This window comes from Metabacillus sp. 113a, assembly GCF_050107635.1.
Taxonomy (GTDB): domain Bacteria; phylum Bacillota; class Bacilli; order Bacillales; family Bacillaceae; genus Metabacillus_B.
Map to the genome: position 1 here is coordinate 690,548 of NZ_JBNILJ010000001.1, position 13,201 is coordinate 703,748.

General features: G+C 45.0%; 13 protein-coding genes. All 13 read right to left on the bottom strand.

The window, feature by feature from the left end; all coding sequences use genetic code 11:
• Nucleotides 1–13: 13 nt before the first annotated feature.
• From ACQCVE_RS03595 to fliM, 13 genes are read right to left on the bottom strand one after another with little or no spacing between them, the layout of a single operon-like run.
• A complete protein-coding gene (locus ACQCVE_RS03595; protein ID WP_426844430.1) occupies nucleotides 14–2,026 on the bottom strand; it encodes a chemotaxis protein CheW in 2,013 nt (670 codons plus the stop codon).
• Between the two features lie 13 nt (nucleotides 2,027–2,039).
• Nucleotides 2,040–3,134, bottom strand: a complete 1,095-nt coding sequence (locus ACQCVE_RS03600; protein WP_426844431.1) for a protein-glutamate methylesterase/protein-glutamine glutaminase — start codon at nucleotides 3,132–3,134, stop codon at nucleotides 2,040–2,042.
• On the bottom strand, nucleotides 3,127–4,011 hold the full coding sequence (locus ACQCVE_RS03605; protein WP_426844591.1) for a MinD/ParA family protein: 885 nt from the start codon (nucleotides 4,009–4,011) through the stop codon (nucleotides 3,127–3,129). Before ACQCVE_RS03605 ends, ACQCVE_RS03600 begins: the two co-directional genes overlap by 8 nt.
• Complete coding sequence (gene flhF / locus ACQCVE_RS03610; protein WP_426844432.1) at nucleotides 4,011–5,135, bottom strand: flagellar biosynthesis protein FlhF; 1,125 nt, start codon at nucleotides 5,133–5,135, stop codon at nucleotides 4,011–4,013. The genes ACQCVE_RS03605 and flhF overlap by 1 nt, the downstream gene beginning before the upstream one ends.
• Complete coding sequence (flhA, locus tag ACQCVE_RS03615) at nucleotides 5,132–7,171, bottom strand: flagellar biosynthesis protein FlhA (protein ID WP_426844433.1); 2,040 nt, start codon at nucleotides 7,169–7,171, stop codon at nucleotides 5,132–5,134. The genes flhF and flhA overlap by 4 nt, the downstream gene beginning before the upstream one ends.
• 26 nt (nucleotides 7,172–7,197) lie before the next feature.
• The gene (gene flhB, locus ACQCVE_RS03620) at nucleotides 7,198–8,280 is read right to left on the bottom strand and encodes a flagellar biosynthesis protein FlhB (protein ID WP_426844434.1); all 1,083 of its coding nucleotides are present in this window, start codon (nucleotides 8,278–8,280) and stop codon (nucleotides 7,198–7,200) included.
• Nucleotides 8,267–9,058: a flagellar biosynthetic protein FliR gene (gene fliR / locus ACQCVE_RS03625; RefSeq protein WP_426844435.1), complete on the bottom strand. Its 792-nt coding sequence runs from the start codon at nucleotides 9,056–9,058 to the stop codon at nucleotides 8,267–8,269. The genes flhB and fliR overlap by 14 nt, the downstream gene beginning before the upstream one ends.
• A 1-nt stretch (nucleotide 9,059) precedes the next feature.
• Nucleotides 9,060–9,329 (bottom strand): flagellar biosynthesis protein FliQ, encoded by a 270-nt coding sequence (gene fliQ, locus ACQCVE_RS03630; protein ID WP_426861645.1) that lies wholly within the window; start codon nucleotides 9,327–9,329, stop codon nucleotides 9,060–9,062.
• Between the two features lie 13 nt (nucleotides 9,330–9,342).
• The gene (gene fliP / locus ACQCVE_RS03635) at nucleotides 9,343–10,008 is read right to left on the bottom strand and encodes a flagellar type III secretion system pore protein FliP (RefSeq protein WP_426844437.1); all 666 of its coding nucleotides are present in this window, start codon (nucleotides 10,006–10,008) and stop codon (nucleotides 9,343–9,345) included.
• The gene (locus ACQCVE_RS03640; RefSeq protein ID WP_426844438.1) at nucleotides 10,005–10,664 is read right to left on the bottom strand and encodes a flagellar biosynthetic protein FliO; all 660 of its coding nucleotides are present in this window, start codon (nucleotides 10,662–10,664) and stop codon (nucleotides 10,005–10,007) included. Before ACQCVE_RS03640 ends, fliP begins: the two co-directional genes overlap by 4 nt.
• A gap of 10 nt (nucleotides 10,665–10,674) precedes the next feature.
• Nucleotides 10,675–11,037 carry a response regulator gene (locus tag ACQCVE_RS03645; protein ID WP_426844439.1) on the bottom strand — a complete coding sequence of 121 codons (363 nt, stop codon included), beginning with the start codon at nucleotides 11,035–11,037 and terminating at the stop codon, nucleotides 10,675–10,677.
• 14 nt (nucleotides 11,038–11,051) lie between these two features.
• Entirely contained in the window at nucleotides 11,052–12,206 is a 1,155-nt protein-coding gene (fliY, locus tag ACQCVE_RS03650) for a flagellar motor switch phosphatase FliY (RefSeq protein WP_426861646.1), read from the bottom strand.
• On the bottom strand, nucleotides 12,196–13,194 hold the full coding sequence (gene fliM, locus ACQCVE_RS03655) for a flagellar motor switch protein FliM (RefSeq protein ID WP_426844441.1): 999 nt from the start codon (nucleotides 13,192–13,194) through the stop codon (nucleotides 12,196–12,198). Before fliM ends, fliY begins: the two co-directional genes overlap by 11 nt.
• Nucleotides 13,195–13,201: the final 7 nt, after the last annotated feature.

The window sequence follows — 13,201 nt, forward strand, 5'->3', positions numbered from 1 at the left end:
CTCAAGCCTCCTCTTACTTTATCAGTGCGTTGCAGTCTACAATTAAAGCCACTTCACCGTCTCCTAAAATCGTGGCACCCGAAATAGCAAACACTTCATTTAAATAGCTGCCTAAGGGCTTCAATACGACTTCAAGCTGTCCAATGAATGAATCCACGACCAGGCCTGCAAACCGGTCGCCTTTTTTTACCACAACCATTGATAAGTATTCCGCCTCAGGTTCCTCGGAATGAGGCACAGAGAAGATTTGCTCTAAAAATACGAGCGGTACAATTTTCCCTCTGAAATCGACTACCTTCTGATTATGGGCGTGCATAATGTCTTCTTTTCGGATAACAGCTGTTTCAATAATGGAAGAAATCGGAATGGCATATTTCTCTTTTTGAAGATCTACTAACAGGACAGAAATAATGCTCAGTGTTAGAGGAAGCTGGACAGAGAACACAGATCCTTTTCCTTCCTCGGAATCTACCGTTACAGCTCCCCCAAGTGATTCTATGGCGCTTTTAACAACATCCAGTCCGACACCCCTGCCGGAAATATCGGAAATTTGTTCAGCAGTAGAAAATCCCGGAGCAAAAATCAATTCATTAATCTGGCGTTCTGTTAATTCTGAAGACTCCTGCTCCGTAACAATGCTCCGTTCAATCGCTCTTTTAAGGACTCTTTCCCTGTTAATGCCTGCTCCGTCATCCGATACTTCGATAAAAACGTGATTCCCGCTATGGTAAGCCTTCAGTTCAACTTGACCTGTTTCAGCTTTTCCTTTTGCGGTTCTGGATTCAGGAGATTCAATTCCATGGTCCATCGAATTTCGTATTAAATGGACAAGCGGATCTCCTATTTCATCTATTACCGTTCGATCCAGCTCTGTTTCAGCACCGGAAATGTGCAGGTCAATTTTCTTATTCAAATCCTTGGCAAGCTGCCTTACCATTCTCGGGAAACGGTTAAAGACCGTCTCAATCGGAACCATTCTCATATTTAAAATAATGCTTTGCAAATCTCCTGAGATCCTGGTCATTCTTTCTACTGTTTCCTGCAGTTCAGGATTCTTAAGGCTTTTAGAGATGGTTTCGAGCCTGCCCCGGTCAATTACCAATTCTTCAAATAAATTCATCAGAATGTCCAGGCGGTCGATATTCACCCGGATGGTTTTTGAGCCGGGCTTTGTTTTTGGCGAGGCCTCAGCTGCGGGAGGTACAGGATCTGCAGCCGCTAGTGCAGTTGACGTTTGAGCCGCTGCCTCATTTATTTCTTTGCTGGCAGCCATATTCCCGAGGGAAAGCTCTGTCGCTTCCACTTTCTCAATCTCAGAAACTTTTAAAATTCTGTTTTCGATTTCTTCTTTGCTCAGCTGTGTTAATAGGGCAACAGAGAAAGAGTGATCAAACTTCTCCTCCTCCAGCTGATCAACAGATGGGACGCTTTTCACGATTTCGCCGGCCTGGTCCAGGATTTCAAAGACCATAAATGCTCTGACTGCCTTCAGCAAACAGCCAGTTCGCAGCTCGACTGATAATTCAAAGGCATTGTAGCCTTGTTCTTTTGATTGCTGAATAATGGTCTGCTGGAAGTCATCGTAAGGACCAAGGCTGCTGACTGATGCAGCCGTTTTCTCATGCTCTTCAGGCATTTCAGGCGTTTTTCCGTCCTCAATGGCTTTTAGCCTGCTGACCACAAGGGCTACATCTTTTTTGCCATCCCCGCCTTCTGCAATGGAAAATACCATTTCTTCCAAATGGTCCACAGCAGCGAAAACAGTATCCAAAAGTTCCGGAGTCACTGAGTTTTTTCCATTCCTTATCGCATCGAGAACATTTTCCATCTGATGAGTCAGATTGGCGAGATCTTCATACCCCATCGTGGCGCTCATGCCCTTCAGCGTATGAGCGGATCTGAAAATATCATTGACAATCGACAAATCCCCGGGGCTTTTTTCAAGTTCTAAAAGCTTTTCATTGCACGCTTGCAAATGTTCCTTGCTTTCTTCAATAAATATTTCCAAATATTGACTCATTTCCATCTGGATTCGCCCCTTACGATTGAATATATTGCATGATTTTTTCTGCTATATGATCTACATGGTCAACTGAATCGATTACATTTGCAGCTATTGCACTTTTCGGCATTCCGAAAACAACTGAGGACTGTTCCCCTTCTGCTATAGAGACCGTATTTCCCTGCTCCTTCATCCGTGACAGCCCTTTTGTGCCGTCAGTCCCCATCCCGGTCATGATGACCGCAACATTGCTGCAATTGCTTAACAGACTGATTGATTCGAATAAAACATCAACGGAAGGACGATGCCCATTTCTGACAGGTGTATCTTTTACGCTCATATACAGTTCACTGCCTTGCTGGACCACTGTGAGGTGAAAGCCCCCCGGGGCAATGTAAGCTGTTCCTGCTTCTGCTTTGCTGCCATGACGGGCTTCCATAACCCGGATCTGGCTTAATTTATCCAATCTGTCCGCAAGAGAGGCGGTAAACCCTTTTGGCATATGCTGCACAATAAAGATCGGAGCCTTTATGGCTGCCGGCAGGAACGGAAGAACACGCTGAAGCGCCCTGGGTCCGCCGGTCGAAGTGCCAATGCAGATAATCGGTTGTTTTTGTCGAATTATGATGTCTAATCTAGGATATTTTTCTCTTACTGTGGATATTTTACTATATTTATGAAGATTATGGGAGCTTTCTTTCTCTTTTTCAGGGACTAACGGCATAATATTTTTTACATTTTTCGCATTCAGAATTTTTTCTCTTAATTCATCCCTGATCTTGTGCAAATCCAATGAAATAGAGCCCGATGGTTTGGCTACAAAATCCACCGCTCCCGCTTCCAGTGCTTTTATAGTAGATTCTGCCCCGGTCTGAGTGGTAGAAGAAAGCATGATGACCGGAATTGAAAATTTATCCATAATCTCCTTTAAAGCGGATATCCCGTCCATCACGGGCATTTCCACATCCATCGTGACTGCATCAGGGCGATGTTTCTCAATTTGAATCAAAGCTTCTTTTCCGTTTTTCGCTGTTCCGACCACTTCGATTCCCTCATATCCGCTGAGGAAGTCCGTGATCATCTTTCTCATAAATGCAGAATCATCAACGATAAGAACCTTCATATCATCCACCTTTTCCAGCTGTGTTTTTAAATAGTGTTTTTAAGCGGCTCATGAATGTATCAGAACTGCCAGTTGGCTGATTATCAGATTCTTGTTTAAGAAAGGAGGATACGGCTTGATTCATTCCCTGGGAATACTTCGACTTAGGATACAGCCTCGTAACCGGTTTCCTTTTCAGAACTGCTTCCATAACTGCCGGATCGTCGGGAAGAATTCCAAGCAGACCGGGGGCAGAGGACAAAAATTTACTGATTACCGAGGATATCCTTTCATAAGCGAACTGCCCGTCTTTTCTTGTTCGCGCTTTGTTGATCATTATTGAGAGACGTGCTTCAGACTTCCTTAACAAAATGTGCTTAGCCGCAGAGTAAGCATCCATTAGAGAGGTAGGTTCCGGAGTCACGATCAAAAAAATCTCATCAGCCGCCAGAAGGAACTGCAGGCTCTCCATAGTCATTCCAGCACCCATATCAAAAAAGATGAAGTCATATTCCTTTGTGAGCCGGTCAAGCTCTGCGAGAAAGGTTTCCAGTTCCCTTCCTTTAAGCTGAAAAAAATCTTTGAAGGATCTTCCTCCGCCTATATAATCAATTCCCGCAGGACTTCTTTCGATTACCTTGCTCATCGGGATGCTTTTGACCCAATAATCATATATGGAATATTCCGCTGTTTCCCCGAGCAGGATATCCACATTTCCCATTCCGATATCGAGATCAAATAATAGAACCTTTTTCCCAGACCTGACGAGCTCAAGCGAAAAGTTAACGGTAAAGCTTGTTTTTCCGGTCCCGCCTTTACCGCTGGCAATTCCAATCGTAACGGCACGGCTGTCAGAATCTTTATTAGAATGGGCGAGCATCTGCCTTAACACCTGGGCCTGATCCATCACTTCGTTTCCCCCATCAGCATTCCAACAAGTGCTTCAGCAGAGGCAGGCATTACATCATCCGGGACATTCTGGCCCGCTGTAAAGCAAGCGATCCCTATTTGTGCAGTGATTACAGCTTCATAAATTGCTCCGAACGTATCTGTTTCATCCAGCTTAGTAAAAATAAACTGCTTAACCGGCAGAGCTTCAAACCGTTTAATGATGGCCAGCATGTCCTTTTTTTTGGAAGCTGCGGACAGTGTTAAATACAAGTCGATATCCTGTCCAAATTTCAATAGAGAGGTTAACTCCTGAATGTATTCTCCGTTTTTATAATTTCTGCCAGCGGTATCTATAAAAATATGATCAATATGGGAGAATTTCTGTTTAGCCTGTTCAAAATCTTCTTCGCTGTAGCATACCTCTATTGGAACATCCAGAATCTTAGCGTACGTTTTTAGCTGGTCTATTGCAGATATCCGGTAAGTGTCAGTTGTTATAAATGCAACGGATTTCTTTTTATGGATCACAAAATCTGCAGCGAGTTTGGCAATCGTCGTCGTTTTCCCCACACCAGTCTGGCCGGCAATGGCAATGCAGCGGTTTGCATGATCAAGTCCGGAAAACGGGATCGTTTCCAAATCTTCCATTAAAAGACGTTTTGCGTTGATTAAGCTGGATCCCTCCGTTCCAGGCTGATCTTGTTTATACCAGCCTGCAAGGAGTCTTTGAACAATGGAGTCAATTTGCTCCGGTCCGGCTTCCTGGCCCACTAACGTTTGGCGGACTGTTTCAATTGGCTGGGGAAGGGTGTAGGAAGTCCGGCTGGAAGCAAGCTGCCGGTATTCTGATTTTAAGCTTTCCAGTTCATTCAGATACAGGTTATCCGCCGAATCTGCATAAATCCGTGCGGGCTCTTTCCGTTCCGGCTCTTTCCATTCTTCCTGCACCGGCTTCATGCCCCCTGAAGGATCGGGATCCGCTGCAGCAAGCACTTCAATTTGTTTTTTTGAAAAAAGACCGAAAAACCCGCCTGTCATAGTCGCCTTCGAATTGAGGATAACCGCATCATTTCCTAAGTCATCTTTCACTTTTTTCATAGCTTCCTGCATATTGACTGCAGTGTATTTTTTCACTCTCATGCTACGTTCACCACTCCCACGCTTTGCACTTCAACATTTGACTCAAGTTCATTATAGGAAAGCACCGGTACAGCTGGGAAATAACGTTCCAGCAATTGTTTTACGTACATTCTGACTGCTGGAGAACATAAAAGGACCGGAGAGTGTTCCTGTATAGACAAAAGTTCTATTTCTTTTGCAATGGATTCGATAATGGCTTGTGATACAGATGGATCCAATGACAAGTAATTGCCATGCTCTGTTTGCTGCACCCCGTCCGCCACAAGTTTTTCCACCCTGCCTGAGAGTGTGACAACCTTCAGCACCTGGCCTTCACCCGAGAATTGCATCGTGATTTGTTTCGCCAATGACTGGCGGACGTACTCTGTTAAGATGTCACTGTCAGAAGTCATTTTCCCGTAATCCGCCAATGTCTCAAAAATGATTGGCAGATTGCGGACTGAGACGTTTTCCTTCAACAGTTTCGATAAAACCTTTTGGATATCCCCGATGGAAAGCGGAGCCGGGGTCACTTCTTCTACGAGAATCGGATAGGCTTCCTTCAAGTGATCGACAAGCTGTTTCGTCTCCTGTCTGCCCAGCAATTCAGATGCATGCTTTTTGATCGTTTCCGTGATATGGGTGGAAACAACGGATGGAGGATCCACAACTGTGTAACCGAAAAGCTCTGCCTGATCCTTCATCCCCTCTGAGATCCATTTTGCGGGAAGACCGAAGGAGGGCTCAATTGTATCAATTCCTTCAATTGACTCATCATCGGCTCCGGGTGCCATCGCTAAGTAATGCTCGAGCAGCAAATCGCCTCTTGCTGCCTCGTTTCCCTTAATCTTCAGCCTGTATTCATTAGGCTGAAGCTGAATATTATCCCTGATTCGGACGACCGGGATGACGATCCCGAGCTCTATGGCTAGCTGCCGTCTGATCATGACAATCCGATCAAGCAGATCGCCGCCCTGTGAGCTGTCAGCGAGCGGAATCAAGCCATAACCGAACTCGAATTCAATAGGATCCATGCTCAGGAGCTGAACGATGCTCTCCGGGCTTTTCATTTCCTCTGGATCAGGCTGCAAGTCAGTATCCAGCTCTGGAATCTCTTTCACTTTCTTCTGGCTTTGCTGCATCATATAAGCTCCCACTGCCAGAGCCCCTCCGATCGGCCCGGTGACAAGAAGACCAATGGGAGTAAATAATCCGAGCAGCAGCATAGATGCAGCCGCTACATACATCATTTGCGGGTAGGCAAAAAGCTGTTTGCTGATATCGGAACCGAGATTGCCTTCCGATGCGGCTCTAGTGACGACAATACCGGTCGCAGTTGAAATAAGAAGAGCAGGAATCTGGCTGACGATCCCGTCCCCTACTGAAAGCATGGTAAAATGGCCTGCCGCTTCAGCGAATGGCATCCCTTGCTGCACCACTCCAACAATCATCCCGAAAATCAGGTTGATCATAACAATGATGATCCCTGCAATGGCATCTCCTTTTACGAATTTGCTCGCCCCATCCATTGCTCCATAAAAGTCGGCTTCATTTCCGACTTTTTCACGGCGGATTTTTGCTTCCTGTTCTGAAATCATGCCGGCATTAAGATCGGCATCTATGCTCATCTGTTTACCAGGCATCGCGTCGAGCGTAAAGCGCGCAGCAACTTCAGATACCCTCTCTGAACCTTTCGTAATAACAACAAATTGAATAATAACGAGGATGATAAATACCACAAATCCTACAAGAACATTACCTCCAACAACAAAGGTTCCAAAGGTTTCAACCACCTTTCCGCCTTCTCCGTTGGAAAGAATCGCTCTTGTCGTAGAAACATTCAGTCCAAGCCGAAAGAGCGTTAAGAGCAAAAGCAAAGAAGGAAAGATGGAAAATTCAAGCGGCTCGTGCATGTTCATCGATGTAAGAAGCACCAGCAGGGCGAGAGCGATATTGCAAATAATCAGAAGGCTCAAAAGCCATGTTGGGAATGGAATGATCAGCATGGCGACGATGAGCACAACACTTGATAATACAGTTAAATCTCTTGTTGACATGTTCCTTCCTCGCTTTCAATCTTAAGCTACACCTTGTGTTTCAGGCGGTAGATATACGCAAGAATTTCAGCAATTGCTTTAAAAAATTCTTCCGGCACAGCCTGGCCAATCTCAACCTGCGCAAACAAGGATCTTGCAAGCGGTTTATTTTCAATCGCTGCAATGTCATGTTCTTTTGCAATTTCTTTAATTTTAAGGGCAACGAGATCTGCTCCCTTGGCGATAACATAAGGGGCATCCATTTTTGACTCATCATATTTCAGGGCCACAGCAAAGTGGGTCGGATTTGTAATAATGACATCCGCATCCGGGACATCCTGCATCATTCTCCGCATTGCCATTTCCCGCTGCCGCTGTTTGATTTTAGATTTAATAAGCGGATCACCTTCAGATTTCTTGTATTCATCTTTTACATCCTGTTTAGACATCCGGATATTTTTTTCAAAATCGTATTTTTGATACAGATAATCCAGCAGCGATAGGAATAAAAGAGCAGCTCCTGCCGCTAAGCCCATTTGAACGGTAAGCCCCCCTAAAAACTGGAGAGACTGCTCGACCGTTAAGTACGGGAGTCTTAAAATATCGCCGAGCTGAAACCAGATCACCGCCGCAGTAACCCCTCCTGTAAACAGGATTTTCAGAATGGATTTTAGAAACTCCACCAGTGCGCGTATAGAATAGATCCGCTTAAAGCCCTTGATCGGGTCGATTTTCTCAAGCTTAGGCTGAATGCTTTCAGTTGAGAACATAAATCCGACCTGAAGGTAGTTGCTGAAAATTCCGGCGGCAAGGGCGGCGGCCATGACCGGAGCAAGAAGATAGGCTGCTTCAAGGGTAACCGAGGTCATTAATGCTTTAATGCTTTCTTCTGTCACTTCAAGCATCATATATTCTGTAATGCTCTGGCGGACAAACGCGATGAGCCGGTCCCTGTAGAAGGCGCCTGTGACCAGTAAAGCAAAAAATACAGCAAGCAGATTTACGGCCATGTTAACATCTGCGCTTTTTGCGACCTGTCCTTTTTTCCTGGAATCCTGCCTTTTTTTAGGGGTGGCTTTTTCTGTTTTTTCTCCTGAAAAGTATTGAATGTTCAGTTTAAGCTGCTTCATTCCTGCCGTCTCCTCCCATTCCCTGCATCAGGTCTCTGATCGTCTCTGCCATCATGTCAAATAAGCCCTCCATTGCAAAGAACAGTGCACTCATTACAATGATCATCAATACAAAAGCCGTCAGCATTTTAACAGGAAGCCCTACAACAAAAATATTCATCTGCGGTACCGTTTTGGCGACAATCCCCAATGCAATATCCACAATGAATAAAGATCCGACGAGCGGCAGCGACATTTGGAAGGCGATCAGGAACATAGCTGAGAATGATTTGATGATAAATTCCGGAATTCCTTCACTGGTAAGCGTAAAGGAAAAAGCTTCGGCTGGGATATATGTGAAACTGTAAAACATACCGTCCAGAAGCATATGATGGGCATTCAAGCTCAGCATAAGCAGCAGGGCAAGCGTATTGAGCAGCTGTCCGATCAAAGGGCTCTGTGCCCCGGTTTGCGGATCAATAATATTGGCAATGGCAAATCCAACCTGAAAATCTATAAAACTGCCGGCTATCATAATCGCTGTATAAATCATATACGCTATAAATCCAATCAGCAGCCCCGTGAAAACCTCTTTCATTAGCAGGAGAAAATAAGTTCCGTCTATGGCCATATCTGCAGGGTTAAGTGTCTCGAACATGATCAAAGCGAGAAAAAATGAGAAACCCGCTTTATGAAAGGCCGGGATCGTCCGATAAGAAAAGAGAGGCATAGTAATCATAAATGCAGTAATCCGGGCAAAGATTAATAAGAAAAAAGGGTAGTTGTTTAAAAGTGACATTTCATCCTACAAACCGGTCCAGATTGCCAAAAATGTCTGAGGCATAGGATACGAGAGTTGTGAGCATCCACGGCCCGAAAAAAATCAATCCTACCATTACCGCAACGATTTTAGGAATGAAGGCCAGCGTCTGCTCCTGAATTTGTGTTGTTGCCTGAAAAATGCTTACCGCCAGTCCAATGACGAGTGCTACCGCCAGAAGCGGCCCGCAGATCAATAAAGTGGTATAAACCGCCTTCTCCGCATTGGAGATTACCATTTCCGAACTCATTTTCCTTCCTCCCCTAAAAGCTCTGAAGCAATGATTTAATGACTAAATACCATCCATCCACGAGAACAAACAGCAGAATTTTAAAAGGAAGGGATATCATGACCGGCGGAAGCATCATCATCCCCATTGACATGAGAATACTTGCGACCACCATATCAATCACCAGAAAAGGAATAAAAATCATGAATCCGATTTGAAAAGCTGTTTTGATTTCACTGATGGCGAAGGCGGGAACGAGCGCTGTAATCGGTATATCCGCGACTGTTTCCGGCTTCTCTATATTGGCGTAGTTTAAAAAAAGTTCAAGGTCCTTCTGCCTCGTATGTTTGCTCATAAATTCCTTAAATGGCTTTTCTGCTCTAGTATAGGCTTCCTCAAGAGTAATTTTTTCCTCTAATAAAGGAGTCAGTGCCTGCTCGTTCGCCTCCGATAATACCGGCCCCATGATAAAAAAGGTCAGGAAAAGCGAAAGCCCGATCAGCACCTGATTGGGAGGCATTTGCTGGGTTGCCAGCGACGTCCTCACAAAAGAAAGCACAATCACAATGCGTGTAAAGCATGTAAAAAGGATTAAGATGCTTGGAGCGAGAGACAGGACGGTAAGCAAGAGCAGCAGCTGCACGGATGTGCTCACATTCTGTGCTTCCCCGGAACCCAGGATCCCCATCAATTCGTTCATTCTCGATTCCCTCTCTTTAGCCATTCTTCGGTTTTTTGCTTTCTTTCGGCTCCAAGCTCATTAAGCTGCTTTTGAAGAGAATCTTTAAATGAGGAATGGTTTTTATCAGGCTGTTTGTTTCCGACTGTTTGAGCTGCCTTAGATAAAAACAGTTTCGCTCCACTTAAATCAGGCCCTTTATCCTCATACTGTTGAACTATTTTCTCTATTTCCTCTTCCTCGCTGATTACTTTCAAGAGCTGAACGGAGTCTCCTACACCGACTAAAAGAATTTCATCACCGGCTCTGACGATTTGAATGGACCGGTTTTGACCGAGTGATGTTCCTCCGAGATTCTGAAGATAGCCCATCGGCTTTATCCATTTATTTTTGGATTGGAGCAATCGGAAAAGAAGATAAATCAAACCGGCTACGAATAGAGTGGCAGCAATCATTTTCAAAAAGTCCCATACCGTTACCCCAGGCGTTGATGCTTCCCGGGGTTCAGCTGGTGGATTTTCGCTTTTTTCCTGGTTTTCCTTTTGCTCCTGCTTCAGATAATCCTCTACCGTCCCTCCGCTGCCGGCAGCCTGAACCGGTACAGACTGAAAGGCCGTGTTCATGAATGTAAGTGTGATCAGCAGGATCGAAATCCAGTGTACAGCTTTGTTCACCATGTACACCAGCCTAGCTAAGCGATTTTTGAATCGCTTCAATTACGCGGTCTGCCTGGAATGGCTTAACAATAAAGTCTTTCGCTCCTGCCTGGATGGCATCAATAACCATAGCCTGCTGCCCCATAGCGGAACACATGATCACTTTAGCGTTCGGGTTTAGCTTTTTAATTTCTTTAAGAGCGGTAATTCCATCCATCTCAGGCATGGTAATATCCATTGTGACGAGATCAGGCTGATGCTCTTTGTATTTTTCAACAGCCTGTAAACCATCTGCCGCTTCTGCAACTACATCAAAACCATTTTTAGAAAGAATATCTTTGATCATCATTCTCATAAATGCTGCATCATCTACTATTAAAATTCGTTTAGCCATGTTTGCCACTCCCATTATTTAAGTTTGTTTAACCGATCCTGCTGACTAATGATATCTGTTACCCGCACTCCAAAATTTTCATCAATGACTACGACTTCCCCTTTGGCTACAATCTTGCGGTTTATTAGAATATCAACCGGCTCTCCGGCCAGTTTGTCAAGCTCTATGATGGAGCCTGAAGAAAGCTCTAATATCTCCTTAATCGACCGTTTCGTCCGGCCGAGTTCAACGGTTACCTGCAGCGGAATATCCATAAGCAGATTAAGATTCCGGTTTTCTGTGCCGGCTGACTGCATTGGTTCAAAGGGTGCAAATTCAGCAGTCTTCACGTCATATTCAGGCTGAGGAGGTGAGTAGCTATCCTCCTGCTGCCGGGCAGGCTGCTGTGAATGCGGATTTCTTTGAGCGGCCGGCGCCTGCTTCTGATGATGAGTGCTCTGTTGATGTTCAGGCATTTTCATTGTTACGGCCGGCTCCGGAGCTGCTGCCGGAGGGTTCATTAGCTCATGAATCAGGTCCTTAGCAAATTGAAGCGGGAGCACCTGCATAATTTTAGAGTCAATCAGATTGCCCACTTTCAGCCGGAACGAAACCTTGATGATCATCTCAGCATCCGGAATCGTGTCCGTTCCTTCACCCGCATGAATATTCAGCAGATCCAGTCTTGGGGGGCTGATATCTACTTTTTTATTAAACACGGTTGACATGCTTGTTGCTGCAGAACCCATCATCTGATTCATGGCTTCCTGAACGGCACTCAAATGAATTTCCCCAAGTGAAGGATCCGGGTTTGTGCCGTCTCCTCCAATCATCAAGTCTGCGATAATCGCTGCATCACTTTGCTCAATTACCAGCAAATTGCTGCCTTTAAACCCTTCCGTATAATTTACTTCAATGGCTACATAAGGCTGCGGGAATTCACTTGCAAGCTCCTTTTTCTCGATTATGGAGACAGCAGGTGTTGTAATCTCTACCTTTTGGTTCAATAGCGCAGAAAGTGCAGTTGCTGAACTTCCAAATGAAATGTTGCCTATTTCACCGAGGGCGTCTGCTTCCATTTCATCCAGATAATTGTTCGTCCCGCCGTTTTCTGGCACGCCCTCTTCTAATCCAGTACCTTTAAGCAAAGCATCAATTTCATCTTGTGATAGCATTTCATTACTCCCCATCTTCGTTACCCCCAAAATAGTGGTCAATGACTTGCACAGCTAATTTGCGGTTTAATTTTCCAGGCTGACCTGTAAATTTAGGCTTGTCTCCTACTTTAATAAGGAGCGGCTTGCCGATTGGCTGATCCATTTGGATAATGTCGCCTGCCTGCAGCTCCATAAACTCATGAATGGTAATTTCTGAGGAGCCCAGCTCCGCCGATAGGGTGATTTCTGTCAATTCAACCCGTTTTTGAAGTGCTTCTGTTTCCAATGCGTTCGGCTCTTTACGATCCGACTGCATCCAGTAATGCACAGACAGTTTTGGGATGATCGGCTCAAGAACAACATGCGGAATACATAAGTTAATCATTCCGCTCGTGTCCCCTACCTGGGCGGTTAAAGAAATGACGATCACGGTTTCGTTTGGAGACACCATCTGGATGAATTGCGGATTAACCTCGAATTCCTGCATATCAGGTTCCATTTCAGCAATTGAGCTCCACGCTTCCCGGTAATTGTCCAATGATTTTTCAAAAAGACTGGACATGATCCTCGTCTCAATTTCTGTTAACGTATCAATTTTATTAAAGCCAGAGCCCGCTCCTCCCATTACCCGGTCCATCATGGCATAGGCAATATTCGGGTTAACCTCCATCACAATGCGCCCCTCTAAGGGCTGAACCTCAAAAATGTTCAGGATGGTCATTTTGGGCATCGAGCGGACGAATTCTTCATAAGGCACCTGGTCCACCGAAGCAACCGATATTTGGATGTAGGTTCTCAGCTGTGCAGAAAAATAAGTTGTGAGAAGACGGGCAAAGTTTTCGTGAATTCGTGTCAGACTTCGGATCTGATCTTTTGAAAAACGAAGAGCTCTCTTAAAATCATACGTTTTGATTTTCTTTTCGGCATCTTCTCTCTTTAGCTCTTCGGCATCCATTTCTCCTGTCGTGATGGCAGACAGCAGGGCATCGATTTCACTTTGGGATAATATTTCCCCAGACATATTCTTC